The sequence below is a fragment of the Terribacillus halophilus genome, assembly GCF_900101385.1.
GTDB classification, from domain to species: Bacteria; Bacillota; Bacilli; order Bacillales; family Amphibacillaceae; genus Terribacillus; species Terribacillus halophilus.
On sequence record NZ_FMZB01000002.1, the window covers coordinates 369548 to 386231 of the forward strand.

The window sequence follows — 16684 nt, forward strand, 5'->3', positions numbered from 1 at the left end:
ACATGACGTTACGCGCAATCATTGCAGAAGATGAATTCCCAGCACAAGAAGAACTGCAATACTTGATCGATACATACAGTTCCATCAAAGTGACAGACTGCTTCGATGATGGATTGGATGTGCTGAAATATTTTCAGGAGCACACGACGGATGTCCTGTTCCTTGATATCAATCTACCCTCACTGGATGGCATGATGCTAGCCGGGAGTCTAGCCAAATTCAAGCATAAGCCGATCATCGTCTTTACAACTGCCTATAAAGAACATGCTGCCAAGGCATTCGAGCTGGAAGCATTCGACTATATATTAAAGCCTTACAGTGAGGAACGAGTTGCTGCAATGCTGAAGAAGCTTGAATCACAGCGTACCCAAGCAGAAAGGACAGAAACCGCAGAGGCACCGGCACGGCTCAATGTTTGGAAAGATGAAAAGATTTATGTAATCAATTTAAAAGATATCGCGTATGCCGAAGCCGATGAAAAACAGACGAATGTTCATACAAAAGACGAAGTATATACCTACCCTGGTTCCATCAGTACATTCGAACAGCAGTTTCTTACAGATACGTTTTTCCGCTGTCATCGTTCCTATATTGTAAACACGGAAAAGATACATGAAATTCTGCCTTGGTTCCATAATACGTATCTTGTCAAAATGAAGGGATTGAACGAGCAGATTCCGGTCAGCAGGAGTAAAGCAAAATCATTCAGACAGATCATGCGCCTTTAAGTACCATTCATTCCACCATGCGTGCAACTCACGAGAAACCGCTTTCAAATACGTCTGCAGCGGATATGATATAACCATCAACACAACGTAGATGAAATGAGGGATCTCTCATGAAAACGGAAACTAATCGCTGGCTGATCGTTCTCGGCACGATTATCACACAAATTGGTCTTGGTACTATCTATACATGGAGTCTATTCAACCAGCCATTGGCTGATGCATATGGATGGAGCGCCTCGTCGGTCGCAATCACCTTCTCGATTACGAGCTTCGCGTTGGCTGTATCGACTCTTTTCGGGGGAAAGCTGCAGGATAAACTAGGAATCAAGAAACTGGTGATCCTTGCTGGTATCTTGCTCGGGACAGGATTGATTCTAAGCTCATTTGCTGCATCACTTTGGCTCATCTATCTATTGGCAGGCGTAGTCGTCGGTTTTGCCAACGGTATTGCTTATATCACGACATTATCCAATGTCATCAAATGGTTCCCGGAAAAGAAAGGTCTCATATCCGGTATTTCTGTAGGAGCTTTCGGGACGGGCAGTTTTGTCTTTAAATACATCAACCAAACACTGCTCTCCTCTCTAGGTGTGCAAGGCACTTTCCTCATCTGGGGTATTGCAGCGCTTATCCTGATCAGCGGCGGAGCATTCTTCCTTAAAGACGCCATCCTTCCACAGGAAACAAAAATTGGAGCTGTAAATAAAAACTACACGATCAAGGAAATGCTCCATACAAAACAAGCATACATTTTATTCGTCATCTTCCTGACAGCATGCATGAGCGGTTTGTATTTAATCGGTATCGTCAAAGATGCCGGCATGGAACTTGCTGGTCTTTCGGCAGCAACAGCAGCCAACGCCGTCGCAGTCGTAGCCATCTGTAATACAACTGGCAGAGTCGTGCTGGGAGCATTATCCGATAAAGTGGAACGCCTATACTTGGTAGCAGCAGGTTTGCTTGTCACCGCAGGAGCTGTCGCTGTACTAAGCATGGTGGAATTGTCTACAACGCTGTTCTTCGTCTGTGTGGCTGCCGTTGCTTTCTTCTTCGGTGGAAATATCACTGTTTTCCCGACGATCATTGCTGATTATTTCGGATTGAAAAATCAAAGCAAAAATTACGGCGTGATTTACCAAGGTTTTGGAATCGGGGCACTGGGTGGCTCATTCCTTGCATCACTGCTCGGCGGTTTCCAGCCAACATTCATAGCCATCGGCGTCCTTTGCATCATTTCTTTCTTACTTGCAGTCACAGTTCGCAGCCCGCAGCAGCCAGCTGCTGCTAAAGAAGACCGCGAGCGGAGACGGCACGCACGCCCTATTCCATCGCAGCAGCATTAACTAAAACCAGGAGCAAAGATTGCTCCTGGTTTTACTTTGTACGTGCATCTGTCGCCAATATGGAATACTTATAATGGTCTTCGAACTGACCATTGATCCGCAGCAAGTCCCGCTCCAAGCCTTCCCTTTGAAAACCACATTTCTCAAGAACTGCGATTGACCCCAGATTTCGCGGCATGACACCTGCTTCGACTCTATGGAACTTTGCTTCTCCAAAAGCGAAATCCAGTACAAGCTGTACAGCTTCTGTCATATAGCCCTTTCCATTATGTCCTTCATCCAGTGAATAGCCAATCATGCATGTTTCCGCTGTCTTTCGCTCAATGAAAAATAAAGAAACGGTTCCTATCAGATAGTCATCATGTTTCAGGAATATTCCGAATTCATATCGTATGTCTTCCTTCCAATCCTTCTTGGCAGCTTCGATATTTTTTTGATATTTCTCCAAGTCATAGTCCGAATCACTGCGTTCCACAGGTGAAATAGATTCGAAAAGTTCCCTGTTCCGCAAATTCAAATCCAAGAGCTCACTCGCATGTTTTATCTCTAATGGCTTGATTTGCAACCTTTCACTTTCATACATACTTGTCCTCCCCCTTCCTTCTCATTATAGCAATAGGAAGAAGGATCTGCGCAGCATGCTACAGATCCTCTCCACGATAGGACGCAATCAAATAACTTGCACTGATCGGGTGATAATCCGACTTCGGTGAAGGGCTTTTCACTTCATCCTCGACCCCATTATTTGCTGTCAGCCATTGATACCAAGCACCATGCACCGAATCGATGAAGGATTTCTGTACATATTGGAATAGCTCCTCATAATGCTCACGATACACATCATTTCCTGTCTGGCCATGGAGCAGTGCGGATGCTGCCAGCGTCTCTGCCATGACCCAATAGGATTTCCCTTCATCGATGAGAAGTTTATCAGGATTCATCGCAAAGAAAATGCCGCCATTGCGCGGATCGTGATAATGATCCCAGCCAATTTGATACAGTTCTTCCGCACGTGCCAGCAGCCTGCTGTCTTGTTGATGGATATAGAGCCAAGTCAAGAGCTTACTCCATTCGAATTGGTGACCACCGATGAATCCATATGCCCGGAATTCATCTCTTGTCTGGCCATGGTTGAATTGCTCATCCTTGATCCAATTTTTATCGTAGTTCTCCCAAATGAGTCCTTCACTTTGGGAAGCAAGCTTATTGGTTACTTGATCCGCGATGCTTACTGCCTGATCCAGATATTTCTGCTGGCCGGTTGTCTCGTAGGCAGTAATTGCTGATTCACATATGTGCATATTGCAATTCTGTCCACGGTATTCCAGGAAACTGGACCAATTCCTTGTGGCTTCATCTTTATAAAGTTTGGCGGATGGCTCATAGAATTTTTCTTCCAGTACCTGATATATGTCGGCAAGCAACTCTTCTGCGCCGTCTATTTTGGCTTCCACCGCTGCCACTGCAGCCCGGAAAATAAATGCATGGCCATAGGTCAGCTTCTTATCATCGGTCACGCTGCCATCTTTCATTTCCGTATAATAACCGCCACATTCCTGATCTCGCATCATTCTTTGGAAAAAGGTGATACCATGTTCAGCCGCCTGCTTATACGCTGTTTTGCCCGTAAGTTCAAAGCCGACACTGAAATTATATAAATGACGTGACTGACCGACGATATGCTTGGCCGTTTCCTCTGTCAGTGTCCCATCCATATGATAACCTTCATGATAGCCTCCATAAGTATCATCAATTGCTTGCGGATAATAGAATGCAAGCGTTTCTTCGATGTGCTGATAGAGACCTTGCTTTGTATGAAAATCAAATGTATTTTTCACATCCGCCACTCCCTTGTGTAGGTTACGTCACCTGTTTTCCCGTTTCTGCCAGCAACAAACAGATGAAAAGTGGTTGTTTTCGTCCTAATCCTGCTCTATAATGAGTAACTATAATTAACTACATATGCAATTTCCGGAGGAGCCTGCCACCCCAGGCCCCTCTGTGTCCATTTTCAGGCATATCCACAGTGTTAACTGGCGGATATGCCTTTTTTGTATCTTGGAATTGCATAAATAAAATTCGAAGGAGTCAGATATGGAATTCATTTTACACTTAGCTTTAATACTTGTGTTCACAAAGATTGCTGGACAGCTAGCTTTGAAAATCGGGCAGCCATCCGTCCTGGGGGAGCTTCTTGCTGGTGTCATCCTCGGACCCGCAGTACTCGGATGGATACAGCAGACTTCCTTCATTCATGAATTCTCCGAAATTGGTGTACTTGTCCTCATGTTCATCGCCGGCTTGGAGACAGATTTGGAACAGCTGAAAGCAAACTGGAAATCCGCTTTTACTGTTGCCGTTCTCGGTGTGCTCTTCCCATTCATCGGCGGTTACAGCCTTGCACTCCTATTCGATATGAGTCAAGGGCATGCATTATTCATGGCTTTACTCTTCTGTGCAACCAGTGTCAGTATATCCGTGCAGGCATTGAAGGAAATGAACAAACTGAATTCAAGGGAAGGCACGACAATCCTGGGGGCAGCTGTCGTTGACGATATTCTTGTCGTCGTATTGCTTGCCGTATTGATGAGTGTACTCGGTACAGGCGAATCAGTCAGTCTAGGGGCCTTGATCGGGAAAAAGGTACTCTTCTTCGGTGTCATCATCGTCGCTTGCATTTGGCTGATTCCAATGGTAATGAAACTATTCGCCCGCTTCCAAGTAAGTGAAACAATCGTCTCAGCCGGTATCATCCTGGCGCTTGTGTTCAGCTATTTTGCTGAGTATATGGGCGTTGCAGGTATCATCGGCGCATTTGCAGCCGGTATTGCCATTTCCCAGACGAAGCATAAAGAAGTTGTCGAGCATAAATTAGAGCCGATCGCCTATGGCGTCTTCGTGCCTGTTTTCTTCGTCAGCATCGGTTTGAACATCAGTTTTGAAGGAGTTGGATCACAGCTTCTATTCATCGTGCTCATCAGTATCATGGCGATTGTGACGAAGCTGTTCGGCGGAGCACTTGGTGCAAGAATGACCGGCTTCAACGGCAGATCTTCCTTGGCAATCGGAACCGGTATGGTTTCCCGCGGAGAGGTGGCCTTAATCATTGCAGGTACTGGACTGAGCTCTGGCTTACTTGATCCGGAATATTATACGAGCATCATCATCATGGTCATCGTGACAACACTTGTTACACCTTCCATGCTGAAGTTCATCTTTTCCCGTACGGGCGACACGGCTGAGCAGCGGTCCGTATCTTAGAATAGTATCGTAATTAAATACGGAATACCGTATACTGGTAGAAAAAGGATGTGACAGACATGGGACATCCCATCTCTGTCACGCTACATGGTATGCTGTTTTTGATCGGTACCGTCATTGTGCTGCTGTCCATCTTCTGTCTGCCATCCATGGCAGACACCCTGGTACAGCAAAATCCAGCGTTTGCTTTTTTACGGACACCACTGCTATTTGGTACTTACGTTACGCTGATTCCATTTTTGCTTGCCCTCTTGGGGGCTTGGAGAATCATCAGAACTGGATTTTCCATGAACGCCTGCAAATCTCTCACACACATAAAATGGCATGCAATCCTAATTGCCGGCATCTACGTAGCGGGTATCATCTTCCTGCTGCTCCATCACGTTTTGCATCCTGGCAAGGCTGTCATCGGGATATCCATCTTGCTGATTTGTCTTGGAATTGCAAAATTTGCAGTGTTTTTACATCGCCTTTTCCTTCAAGCTTTGAGCTGGAAAGCAGAATAGACAAAGAGGCTGCCAAATTAACGGCAGCCTCTTTCCATTTGTTCGAAATATAGATGATGATGCAGATTACAACCTGGGTTGAATGCTGCTTCACAGCTTGGACAATGATCTGTATGCTTATACTGGTCAATGCTAAGTGTCGTTTTACACACACCGCAAAGTATGGCATGTTCATCGAATTGGTCTTTTGGCCAGACTTTAGCTTGGTGACCGGCCGTCTCTTCATGGCATTGGTGACAAGGATAGAACTTATTGCAGCAGGCAAATTTGATTGCTATGACATCCAACGGGGAGTGATAGTGCTCACATCTCGTTTCCCCATCAACTGTCTTTCCATGTACCTGACACATATTAATTACCTATGTGGAAATCAGAGAAAGGATAGAAGGTCATCTTCACTTCTCCGATTACTTCTTTCTCTGAAATGAAACCAAACATGCGGCTGTCTTTACTGTTGGTGCGGTTATCACCCATGACAAACACTTCACCTTCCGGCACCTTCTCCTCGCCAGTCAATTCCTTGAGTTTGAAATCACCCGTTACCATATCCTCTGGCATATAGGATTGATCCTGGGCCTCACCATTCACATAGAGCACGTTATCCATCACTTCGATTGTATCCCCAGGAAGGCCGATTACCCGCTTGATATAATGAGCATCCGCATCGGGAGCGTTGAACACAATGATATCATTCCGCTCTATCTTCGAAACTTTGCTGACAATGACGTGATCACTATCATGGTACGTCGGCAACATCGACTCTCCATGGACCGTTGACGGTGTAAACAGGAAGTACCGGCAGCCAAAAGCAATGACAACAGCGATCCCGATTGCTTTCAACCAGGAAAATATCTCTTTTTTTGTATTATTATCTGACATGATTCTTTCTCCTAACCTATCTTTTTGTGAAGTATAGGGTACATGCTTAGTTTAGCAGTGTCAGAGCTAGAAGCAAAGCAGGATCTCTGACACACATCATTCCGTATCGCCGGTCCAGCTCTTGCATACATCCACCCATTCTTTCCCTTTGCCATATTCGAAAAGCTCTTCACAAGTCAATTCTATAGCTGAATTACTGCTTCCACAGGCAGGGAACACAGTGGCAAAGCGTTTTAAGGATACATCCATATAGATAGGCAGATCGTTTTTCAACCCAAACGGACAAACTCCTCCAACAGCATGACCTGTTTGTTCCAATGTTTCATCAGCTGAAAGCATCCGTGCTTTTACACCGAAAAACTGCTTGAATTTTTTATTATCTATTTTTGCATCCCCAGCCGCAACAATCAAAACAGATTCTGCCTCTTCTTTTCCTCTGAATGCCAATGTCTTGGCAATTCGTGCAGGTTCTACTCCGAGAGCGGTTGCTGCAAGCTCGACAGTGGCACTGGACAGGTCGAGCTCTATGATATCACTGCTTCGATTGTAATTCGCTAAATAGTTTTTTACGGTTTCGATACTCATTTCATAAGTCACCTACACTTTAAGCAATATTAATAGCACATCACAGTACAGTTTACATTGGATTTGACGGCTTATCTCCACCTTGATGTGATTCGAAACCAGCGGATTGTCAGCCATGAGCGTCGATCCTTCTGCAGGCGAAGACCGGCATGTCTGCTAACAGCCTCGACTACCTCATTTATAGACATGTTATCTGTTATCAGTTTATTTTCAAATAAAGGATCTGATAAGCCTTGTATACAGCGCGATATCTGCTGGGCAGCCCAGGAATTCTGTCCGTTGCCCCGCTTGGCAAGACGCTGGCGCAATGTTTCTTCTGAAGCATCCAACACAAGATGATAAACTTGATGGCCTTGTTCTCGCAATCGGCCGATAGTGTCTTCGTAGTAAATCGGATCAGTAATGGTCATCGGAACGATGATGATGTCATCTGCATTTGCAGCTAAATAAGCAAGGTGTTCATGTACAATGGACCGCCAGAGGGAATGTTCCTGAAAATCGGGTTTCTGCATCGAATCCGGGATGTTCTTCCTTATGTAAAAGCCCGCTTTTTCCGGATCGTATATGTACGCATTTGGGAGACGATTCTTAAGAGAAATTGCAGTTTGTGTCTTGCCCGAGCCGAATGCCCCATTAATCCATACGATCATTTACGCTGCTCACATACCATGACGATATTGCCATCAGGATCTTGGAAATTGAAGAACGCGACAACCTCATCTTCCTCCAAGTCCCTAACGATCCTGCCCCCTTGGGAGGTGACACGTTCATATGCCGAACGGATATCTGTTGTCTCGAGCATGAACGCCGGCCGGATACCTGGTGCATTGTTTCGGTTATCATCAATGACGAGCCCTCTTCCGTCGGCTGTTTCCATGAACTGCACTGGACCTGCTGCAGGCTCTGGCTCTGGCTTGCCTAAAAGATTTGCATACCAATTCGCTGCTTTGTTCGCATCTTTCACATGCACGAATACACTGCCAATTCGGAAATCTGACACACTGCAACGCCTCCTCTTTTTGAATATTTTACCATAGCAAAGATACTGGCAATATAGGTAATAGGTTAGAATGAGCGCATAAAAAAAGGACCGGCATTTATGTATGCTGTCCTTTGAGGTGATGTGTCGTTTGTTCCTCTGCATAATTCAAGTTCGGTACGGCAACTGCCAGCACGCAGAACGCTAGTCCTAATAGTATATTAATCAGCAGCGGCAATTCTGTTTCCGTTCCCGCTGCAATGTGCAATGATATCGTATAGATTAAGCCGCTCGCAACAACATAGAAGTATTTCATCACACGATGCTTTATCTTAATCCATATGACAGACAGCGGAAGCAGACAGGCTGCAATCGCTAAGGATATGCCTGCCAATATCACAGCGTCATCGAGGGAAAAGGTGATGGAGATCATCTGGAGCTCCCCCGCAATATGAAGCAAGCCGGGAAGCAACGCGATCCATGCTCCACTCAAAACAATACATGTACCTAAGAGTTTTACGTAAGCAGAAGCTCTATGCAAGGGCTGTTTGAGAACGCGACGGGTGATCAATTCAGATACCATAAGCAAAAATGGCATTGGCATCCATACGAATAACACTTCACTTGGAACGCCTTGTTTCCAATACAATAAGATGAGCTGGATGACGTTGATCAGCATATCAAGCATATCAGTCCAGTTCTTCCTCGAAAGCTAGGTTGATTGGTTCATCTTGCAGTTCATAAGTCATATCCAAATTCGTTGTCTCAACCGATTCATCTACTTCATCAAATCGGAAGCCATCCGCCCAGACTTTGCCTTTACCGGATAAGATCACTCCGAAGGAAATGACCGCGCTATTCTCCGGGATATCGAGTACGATACGATATCGGGTCCAATTGGTCGAACCCTTAATCGGGCGATTGCTCATATTATCAAATTGGATTATATCTTCGGATGTATTATCCACTCTCATCCACATGCTGGCAAAGCTTTGGACATCTTCGGTTTTGATGAAGCAAGTCAGCTGTATCCTTTTACCCAAATATTTGCTCGCTTTGAACTGCTGCATCATAGTCGCAAACTCTTCTGCCCCCATGACCGTCTTTGACTTTAGGTAGCCCGATGCCTTCCCTTGATGTACCCGTTTATAGTCAATACCCATTTCATAATTATAGGGATCGGAACCGCTTAACATCCATCCCCTTACTTGATTTGCTTCCATCTTTTCCTCCTTCTGATACAGTGCTCCCCGCATCATGCGTCGATATTTTCCTGGCGGAAGGTTGTAATGCTTTTTAAAAGCCCTGGTAAATGCCTCTTGAGACTCAAACTGATACATGAATGCGATATCAAGTATTCCAAGCTCCGTATGCAGCAGTGCAGCCGATGCCCCAGCCAGTCTTCTCCGACGGATATAATCTGTGAACGACAACCCAACAGAAGACTGAAACAATCGATGGAAATGGTATTTGGAGAAGCCAGCTTGACTGGCGACTTGATCCGCTGTGAGAGACTCATGCAAATTATTTTCTATGAAAGAAATTGCGGTTTGTATGGCCGATTCATGAGCTAACATCCAATCTCCTCCTATGACTACAGCTTATCGTAAGCATATGATTCTTTTTTGATAATTTTTGCTTAATTGGAAAACGGGATTTGAAGGTAGGATCCCAGGAGGAAAAAATTAAAAAGCAGACGTCGTCACGTCTGCTCTGTCCTTCTGATGTATGTTTTAACTTCGGGTGCCTCATATTGACGGAATTTATCCAGGAGAATTGCCGGGTCGGCATCTACCAACGCCATTGCGCGATATTTCTCGTGCATGAAACGCTCATCCGCCATGTGATCGAATAAGTTCACCAGCAAATCATAATAACCCTTTACATTCAGGATACCGAGTGGCTTCTGGTGCAATCCGAGCTGTGCCCATGTGAAGATTTCGAAAAACTCCTCGAGTGTTCCCGGACCGCCAGGAAGTGCCATAAAGCCGTCAGCAAGCTCTGCCATTTTCGCTTTTCGTTCATGCATGGAAGAAACGACGATCAACTCAGACACATGGGAATGCACGATTTCCCGCTTCTCCAGGAAATCAGGCATCACACCGATGACATGCCCCCCTGCTTGCATCGCTCCATTCGCCACAGCTCCCATCAATCCTACACTCGCGCCTCCATATACAAGTGTCAGACCTTGGTCTGCCAATGTTTTTCCTAATTCTTTAGCCGCAGCAATGTATGCAGGCGTTGCACCCTCGCTAGAGCCGCAGAATACTGCAATCCGTTTCATCGTTCCACTCCTTTACTTGATCAGTTCAATGTCAGTGTGCGCTATTTCTACCCCATTTGCCAGCAAGGCAATCCGATGCACGCCCGGATAATGAATCCTGGTGGTCAAGTCTTTCCAGTTATGGGCGCGTTCTTTCGTCACGATTTCTCCTTCTTTAAATACCCGATCCGAGAGGAGGAATTTTTTCCGCGAGGTCCCGCGCTTTTTAATAAAATCGATGGCATACTCCAATCGTAATTTTGTCTGCTTCCCCACTTTAAAGGAGTACGTCAGACTGGCTGATTCTCCAATGTTTACGCGATGACGATCCATAGCTATCATGGCATCTTCTAGATTTTCAACTGTTTTCTCATAACCGAATAAAGCCATTACCTCCGGTTCCCCGTTCCGCAGCAAAGTGCGGCATCCATGCCGAATGATCCAGTCTGTCTCTGGGGAAAATCCGCTCCAGCTTTTGGCCGTCCTAATGACCTGATCAGGATTATCCTTGGCAATATCATTCAAATTATTGGCGACACTTTTTCGTACATATAGGGATGTATCAGCTTTCAATAATTCCAGCACCTCGAAAATAGGGCTCGGATCTGCTTTGAACTGCTTGAGCGCCTGTCCCCACGGGAGCCTTGGGCGGCACCCTTCACTTGCCAGACGTCGTACATGATGATCATCTGATTGCGCCCATTGCACCATTTTTTTCATAATCCGCCCAGGTGATTTGATCAGAAATGGCCTGATGGCAAATTCAGCAGTCGATCGCTTCGTAAATTGCTCTAAAGCGTGAAGCGATAGTTCCTCATGCTCTGGCTCCTGCCCGAAAACTTCTACAAAGTCCGGGAAGAATAAATAAGGGAACCCTTCACACTGATCCTGGATAGCCAGCAGTATACCTATAGCTTCCGGATAATTCCTTGGGAGGTAAGATCCGAGTACCTGACTGATCTTCCGGATCCGACCTTTTAACTCGAGATCTTCCCAGCTCCCATCCATCACTCCTCCCACGAACGCGCTGTCATCGAAATCATGATAGGATTTTTTCACCTTGGAGGCGAAACCTTCCAGGAATTTTCTCGTATATATGGCTTTCAGAGGTTCTGCCACCTTTATCGCCTCCAGGATATCTTTGTCTAATATTCTACAGGAAAAAAGCGGTAAACTACAAATGGAGTTGTCAGAAAATACGCTTGAAAAATTGAACGAAGAAAAGGATGGAAAAATAGCTGAGAATTATTCCTGCGCCAATGGAAACCCATTTGACGAATGTCTCATTGACTACCTTCCTCGTACCTGCGACGATACTCATCAGGCCGATATCATGCACCTGTATACCTGCCAGGATACCGAGTCCGGCGACTATGAATGACAGCTCGCTCCCTTCAGAAAAACTGCTGGATAAGAAGGTTCCAAAAACGCTTATCCAAAATACGAGATTACTAGGGGAAACTGCTACAAGTAGTCCATTTTTGTAAGATGACAACAGTTTTTTTGTCGTTTTTTCACCGTTGATCGTAATCTGCTTGTCCGCATTTTTGATGCTGTCATATGCAATATACAATAAGAAGATAGCACCAAGCAGCCACATTCCAGTTTGGATCGTCGGTGCTGCCAAAATCGGAGCCAAACCGAGAAAAAGGGCGACCATCAGCAGAAAGTCGACTGTCATACCGCCGACTCCGACCAACCATCCATGCCAGAAACCGTTTTTTAAGCCCTGCTTCGTCATTTCTATTGTTACTGTTCCAACAGGCAAAGCGATTGAGAGCCCTAACAGTACGTTTGTCAGAAACAAAGATAACATCGTTTATCACCGCCTAATAGATTACATTAAATATACATAAAATTGGGTATTCATACAACGGAAGGATATGTAGCTTGTCCAAGCAACAAATCCGACTGCGTCCAATTTCTGTTTCCGATGCACCAATTTTATTCCGATCCTGATGTGACTGTCTCTATGAATATCACTCCTATGCAATCTATAGAGCAAGCAGAAGAGATGATCTTGTATATGACACAACTTGATCATGTTAATCGATGTGGTGAACCAACACGGCTGTGAGATAGGCAAGTTACTCTGGCGAAGAGGATATGAGTAAGCGCTTCAAATCTTGCTCAAGAAGGCTTTCATACATTAAGAGGTTTAACAGGGTAGAAACAAAGGTGAAGCCTGGAAATATGCCTTCTCGCAGGCTATTGGAGAAATCAGGTTTTTTATAAAGAGGAAACTTTACATCAAGGTTTTTTTTTCGATAAAACCATTTACAGCCTGCTTTGCCCTGACTATCCATCTATATGAAACTTCCAGCTGTATGATACGTATGAAAAGTCAGAGAGAACATATGGGGTGATAGCGGTGGCATTGAGACAGCCAAAGATGAAGCAAAACGAAGATTCAAAGATACTGTTAAAAATCATTCTATCCATATTAGTAGTTTGTTCCATTGCTTTTGTTGGTGTAATCTACTATTTTGGATTCTTGGGTGCCTTCAGTATCCTTGGTGTTGCTTATGAATCACCCAAGCATTTAGCCGTGTTTGTCGGTATATACTTAATTCTGAGTATTATCGGTGAGTTATTTGTAAAAGCTTTCTACTATATTCTAATTAAAAAGACAAAGACGCAAACATTTCATGAATACATGTTTGCCTTCTCTTTGAATTTCCTGATGAACTGGATTATTATCTCCATCGTAAATGGATTGTACAAACCTGTAGACTTGGCTTGGTATACAGAGATTGTCCTGGCTGCCTTCATCGCGCTGACAGAGGTGACCTTAGATCTCGAAACCAAAAAAAAGAAAGGAAGCCGCACAAAATGAGCCCGGCTTCTTTTCCTTTTAATTAATAACCGTAGCCGCCAACGTAGGAAGCACCGATGATGATCAACAAGATGAAAAGTACTACCAAAAGCGCGAAACCGCTGCCGTAACCTTTACCATAACCTTCAGACATGATATCCCTCCTTTTTGATTCAAGTCATTCTATGTATGAGTCTTCATATGGGTACCGATTAACACATAAGAAAAATCCCTTAAACAGCAAAAATCGCTTCCGAAACAGTGCATTCGGAAGCGATCACTTTTGCTTTCTCAATTGCTCACGCTGCTTTCTTAGTTATTTTTGTTGGAACGTCCGCCTTTTGCGCCGATTTCCTGAAAGTGCTTTTTATTATGGGCATCTGCGTTTGCATTTCCACCCTTGGAGCCGATCTCCTCGTAGAAATCCTGTCCGTGACTATCAGCTGTCGCATTACCGCCTTGAGAACCGATATTCTGGAAATGTTCTTTGTCATGCGCATCAGCATTTGCTTGTCCGCCCTTGGAGCCAATATCCTGGAAATGCTCTTTGTCATGCGCATCAGCATTCGCTTGTCCGCCTTTAGAGCCAATATCTTCATAAAATTCTTTGTTATGACTATTGGATGTTGCTTGTCCGCCTTTTTTGCCTGCTTCTTCATAACTCATCTTATTATTATTGTTCTGTGCCATGTTAATCTCCTCCTCCAGATGTCTCTTTCGTAGTAGTTTAACGTTGCGCGGCCGCGCTTGGTGAATGTATTCCCGAATCACACCTGTATAAACATGATGAAGAGAAGTTAGGAATAAAGTCTAACAATAGGAAAGTTCCTTTTCTGAAACGGGGAAAACTGCACAGTTTCAGGGTGCTTTTTTTCCAAATAGGTTGCAAGAATGCAAGTGAGGGTGAGGAAAGATATGCAAAAAAAGAAGCAGGAAATGACTCATTCCCTGCTAATCCAGATATTTTAAGAAGCACATTTCCAGCTCTTATCGTGCCCTTTCCCTTTTCCTTTTCCTTTATCGGCACCTTTATGTTTTCCGTTATCGTTTTTACAGGGTGCAGCCTGATCTGTTTGCGCTGATTTGACAATATTATTTGCTGAAACAGGCTTAAGCTGATACGTATCATGGAAGATTGAGGATACGCCTGTAATGTCAACTTTTTCTCCAACCTGGAACTGGGAGACGAAGGTATCATGATTCAACCCGATTCTATTATCGACCCGTACACGAACTACATTCCCGTCAGCTGCTTCTGCATCAAACTCAAATGTACCATAAGTGCCAAACGCCTCGATATTATTAATCGTCACTTCCTTAAGTTTAACGAGCTGGCCTTGATTCGTGTCATCAATAACAGACACGGTCTTTGGTGCGGGAATATCTGCTTGTCCAATAACTTCGGACTTGATGATATCCGTGACTTCCACTTCTCCATTATACGTAGTCTTTACCGCACTGATTTGGACCAAATCTCCAGCTTTAAAGCTGTCACTATCTTGAAATACATAGATTCCGCCACTCTCATCCTGCAGATAAAACCCTTTTCCGCCAAAGCTACCTGGTGTGGATGTTACAATGCCTTCAACCGTTACTACCTCACCATCCGCAGCCTTACGTGCTTCTTGGATGGCTACCTGCTGCGGCAGTTCTGTTTCATCATCCGGCAATGGCTCTGCATCCACATTCCCGACCTGCACGGACTTCGTCAATAGATTGCTGCCATCCTTGCGAAGGCGCAGGTTTGCCGTACCATCCGCAGTAGCAGGATTTAATTGAGCAGGTATGTCCACTGAAGCTCTTCCTGTCGCATCTGCCGTAACGGAAAAGCTGCTGCTATACCCATAGCTGCCCGGCCAAGAGCCCGTCGTATTGAATTTACCAATCTGCTGTCCTCCCGGCAGATAGGCACCCAACTGCAGACCTGTCAGTGTTTCACCTGGTTCCAAATCCTCCACAACAACCCGTACGGTAAATTCCTGCTGTGTCGGCAAAGTAGCCGGTGCCACCACATCATAAGTAGGGTTGGAAGCGACTTCATCCGATCCGTAGGAACCAGCGGCAAACGTACTTGGATCATACCAGCGATAGCCAGCTGGAGGATTGGTCCATGGCTCTTTTTGTGTTTCCGTAGTCAGTTCAGGATTTTCATTGATTGTATCCGTTTCGAGCAAAGGTGTCTTCTCACTCAAAGTAATGGAAGTCTCCTCGAAGTTGGCATAGCTTTCCTTTTCACTCAGCCACTCCATGACATTCAGCATGTATTGTCCGTTATTTCCTTCCCCGGTGAAGCCATCATACGTGCGCTTCGTACGTCCGTTGTCTTCGCGAAGATACTTCGGCGTCGCATCTTCTACAGGTGAAGAGTCACCGATGAATGCGGCTTTTCCCTGCTCCACTTTTGAAATGGCTGCAAAAGCCCCTTCTTCAATCCCGCCGCCAGCATATACCCCCTGGTCGACAGCATTCGGCCATGCCGGGATATTTTCCGGGAAATATATCAAACCTTTTGCCTTTGTCGGATCAAGGATTGTCAATGTGGATCCGGCATGGGATTCTACCACTTCAATACCTTCTGTAATACCAAAGGAGTCAGATGGATCCACTACAGTTTGACCGGATTCTATATCGCCTAAAGCATTAAACCGGAAGCGGATACCAAAGTTTTCTCCAAGCCAGTCGGAGCTTTCCACCCCTTGCATCCGATCGGAGTTCGCCTCTTCCGTTGACATTCCTTTTGTTGGATCATCAAATGCGCCCCGGCGGTAACCATTGAAGATTTCGCCAGAGTCCCAGCGATTATAGTTGCGGTCGGCGTTATAATGGTCTCCGATGAAAAAGATACTGCCACCTTCCTGCGTAAAGCGAAGCATTGCATCCTGTTCAGATTTCTTAAATGCGATGTTTGGTTCTGGAATGACGAAAACATCATACCCGCTCAGATCTTCATAAGTAATAGGTGATGTTTTCCTTAGCTCCTTCACAAAATAGCCCTCTTCAGCCAGGGCATCGCCAAAATCGGAAAAGGCACCATCGATCACCCAGTCTGCAGCACCGGCAGTCTGTCCATGCGTATTATCAAATAAGACCCTTTTCCCATTCGCCTCTCCCTTCGGCTGTATTTCCGGAGCTGGGTCAGCTGCGGTCTCAGCCTCGCTATACACGCCAAAGCCAAATACAGTAAATGGGATAAGTAAGACAGCCAATACAAAGCTTTTCCAATCCACCACTCTCTTCACGAGCAGATTCCTCCCTTATTTTTATAGACAAAGCATAGCAAATACTTCTCCCTGTTTGCGTCCGTTTACAGAAAACCTACAAA

At 45.1% G+C, this 16684-nt stretch carries 21 protein-coding genes; 5 read left to right on the plus strand and 16 right to left on the minus strand.

Features of this window, described 5'->3' with window-relative positions:
- The first annotated feature begins 2 nt into the window (after positions 1-2).
- Both BLQ53_RS05070 and BLQ53_RS05075 read left to right on the plus strand, forming a co-directional pair.
- Positions 3-728: a LytR/AlgR family response regulator transcription factor gene (locus BLQ53_RS05070; protein WP_093726187.1), complete on the plus strand. Its 726-nt coding sequence runs from the start codon at positions 3-5 to the stop codon at positions 726-728.
- Between the two features lie 110 nt (positions 729-838).
- On the plus strand, positions 839-2071 hold the full coding sequence (locus BLQ53_RS05075) for an L-lactate MFS transporter (protein WP_093726188.1): 1233 nt from the start codon (positions 839-841) through the stop codon (positions 2069-2071).
- Between the two features lie 31 nt (positions 2072-2102).
- Here BLQ53_RS05075 and BLQ53_RS05080 read toward each other — a convergent pair whose 3' ends face one another.
- Together BLQ53_RS05080 and BLQ53_RS05085 are read right to left on the minus strand one after the other, a co-directional pair.
- Positions 2103-2654, minus strand: a complete 552-nt coding sequence (locus BLQ53_RS05080) for a GNAT family N-acetyltransferase (RefSeq protein WP_093726189.1) — start codon at positions 2652-2654, stop codon at positions 2103-2105.
- Positions 2655-2712: 58 nt separating this feature from the next.
- Positions 2713-3909, minus strand: a complete 1197-nt coding sequence (locus tag BLQ53_RS05085; protein WP_093726190.1) for an AGE family epimerase/isomerase — start codon at positions 3907-3909, stop codon at positions 2713-2715.
- Positions 3910-4165: 256 nt separating this feature from the next.
- On the opposite strand from BLQ53_RS05085, the gene BLQ53_RS05090 reads away from it, so the two are divergent.
- Both BLQ53_RS05090 and BLQ53_RS05095 read left to right on the plus strand, forming a co-directional pair.
- A complete protein-coding gene (locus BLQ53_RS05090) occupies positions 4166-5332 on the plus strand; it encodes a cation:proton antiporter (RefSeq protein ID WP_093726191.1) in 1167 nt (388 codons plus the stop codon).
- A gap of 59 nt (positions 5333-5391) precedes the next feature.
- The gene (locus BLQ53_RS05095) at positions 5392-5838 is read left to right on the plus strand and encodes a DUF2975 domain-containing protein (protein ID WP_093726192.1); all 447 of its coding nucleotides are present in this window, start codon (positions 5392-5394) and stop codon (positions 5836-5838) included.
- Positions 5839-5855: 17 nt separating this feature from the next.
- Here BLQ53_RS05095 and BLQ53_RS05100 read toward each other — a convergent pair whose 3' ends face one another.
- From BLQ53_RS05100 to BLQ53_RS19050, 11 genes are all read right to left on the minus strand, one after another.
- Positions 5856-6188, minus strand: coding sequence for a CHY zinc finger protein (locus BLQ53_RS05100; protein WP_093726193.1), 333 nt, complete (start codon positions 6186-6188; stop codon positions 5856-5858).
- 1 nt (position 6189) lies between these two features.
- Positions 6190-6717 (minus strand): signal peptidase I, encoded by a 528-nt coding sequence (gene lepB, locus BLQ53_RS05105; RefSeq protein ID WP_093726194.1) that lies wholly within the window; start codon positions 6715-6717, stop codon positions 6190-6192.
- 96 nt (positions 6718-6813) lie between these two features.
- Positions 6814-7302, minus strand: a complete 489-nt coding sequence (locus BLQ53_RS05110; protein WP_093726195.1) for a YbaK/EbsC family protein — start codon at positions 7300-7302, stop codon at positions 6814-6816.
- A gap of 71 nt (positions 7303-7373) precedes the next feature.
- On the minus strand, positions 7374-7952 hold the full coding sequence (locus tag BLQ53_RS05115; RefSeq protein ID WP_244499259.1) for an AAA family ATPase: 579 nt from the start codon (positions 7950-7952) through the stop codon (positions 7374-7376).
- Positions 7949-8302, minus strand: a complete 354-nt coding sequence (locus BLQ53_RS05120) for a VOC family protein (protein ID WP_170829580.1) — start codon at positions 8300-8302, stop codon at positions 7949-7951. The genes BLQ53_RS05115 and BLQ53_RS05120 overlap by 4 nt, the downstream gene beginning before the upstream one ends.
- A 97-nt stretch (positions 8303-8399) precedes the next feature.
- The gene (locus BLQ53_RS05125) at positions 8400-8969 is read right to left on the minus strand and encodes a hypothetical protein (RefSeq protein ID WP_093726197.1); all 570 of its coding nucleotides are present in this window, start codon (positions 8967-8969) and stop codon (positions 8400-8402) included.
- A 1-nt stretch (position 8970) separates the two neighbouring features.
- Positions 8971-9858, minus strand: coding sequence for a helix-turn-helix domain-containing protein (locus tag BLQ53_RS05130; protein ID WP_093726198.1), 888 nt, complete (start codon positions 9856-9858; stop codon positions 8971-8973).
- Between the two features lie 125 nt (positions 9859-9983).
- A complete protein-coding gene (locus BLQ53_RS05135; RefSeq protein WP_093726199.1) occupies positions 9984-10568 on the minus strand; it encodes an LOG family protein in 585 nt (194 codons plus the stop codon).
- 12 nt (positions 10569-10580) lie between these two features.
- Positions 10581-11666, minus strand: a complete 1086-nt coding sequence (locus BLQ53_RS05140; protein ID WP_093726200.1) for a DNA alkylation repair protein — start codon at positions 11664-11666, stop codon at positions 10581-10583.
- Between the two features lie 70 nt (positions 11667-11736).
- Positions 11737-12363: a LysE family translocator gene (locus BLQ53_RS05145; RefSeq protein ID WP_093726201.1), complete on the minus strand. Its 627-nt coding sequence runs from the start codon at positions 12361-12363 to the stop codon at positions 11737-11739.
- Positions 12364-12634: 271 nt separating this feature from the next.
- The gene (locus tag BLQ53_RS19050) at positions 12635-12853 is read right to left on the minus strand and encodes a hypothetical protein (RefSeq protein WP_093726202.1); all 219 of its coding nucleotides are present in this window, start codon (positions 12851-12853) and stop codon (positions 12635-12637) included.
- Positions 12854-12918: 65 nt separating this feature from the next.
- Between BLQ53_RS19050 and BLQ53_RS05155 the strand changes: the two genes are divergently transcribed.
- The gene (locus tag BLQ53_RS05155) at positions 12919-13383 is read left to right on the plus strand and encodes a YrvL family regulatory protein (RefSeq protein WP_093726203.1); all 465 of its coding nucleotides are present in this window, start codon (positions 12919-12921) and stop codon (positions 13381-13383) included.
- A 22-nt stretch (positions 13384-13405) separates the two neighbouring features.
- Here the strand turns inward: BLQ53_RS05155 and BLQ53_RS05160 are convergent, their stop codons facing one another.
- The 3 genes from BLQ53_RS05160 to BLQ53_RS05170 form a co-directional block, all read right to left on the minus strand.
- On the minus strand, positions 13406-13516 hold the full coding sequence (locus BLQ53_RS05160; RefSeq protein WP_093726204.1) for a YjcZ family sporulation protein: 111 nt from the start codon (positions 13514-13516) through the stop codon (positions 13406-13408).
- Positions 13517-13674: 158 nt separating this feature from the next.
- Positions 13675-14052 carry a KGG domain-containing protein gene (locus BLQ53_RS05165; protein ID WP_093726205.1) on the minus strand — a complete coding sequence of 126 codons (378 nt, stop codon included), beginning with the start codon at positions 14050-14052 and terminating at the stop codon, positions 13675-13677.
- Between the two features lie 275 nt (positions 14053-14327).
- Positions 14328-16592 carry an endonuclease gene (locus BLQ53_RS05170; RefSeq protein ID WP_425288283.1) on the minus strand — a complete coding sequence of 755 codons (2265 nt, stop codon included), beginning with the start codon at positions 16590-16592 and terminating at the stop codon, positions 14328-14330.
- Between the last annotated feature and the right edge of the window lie 92 nt (positions 16593-16684).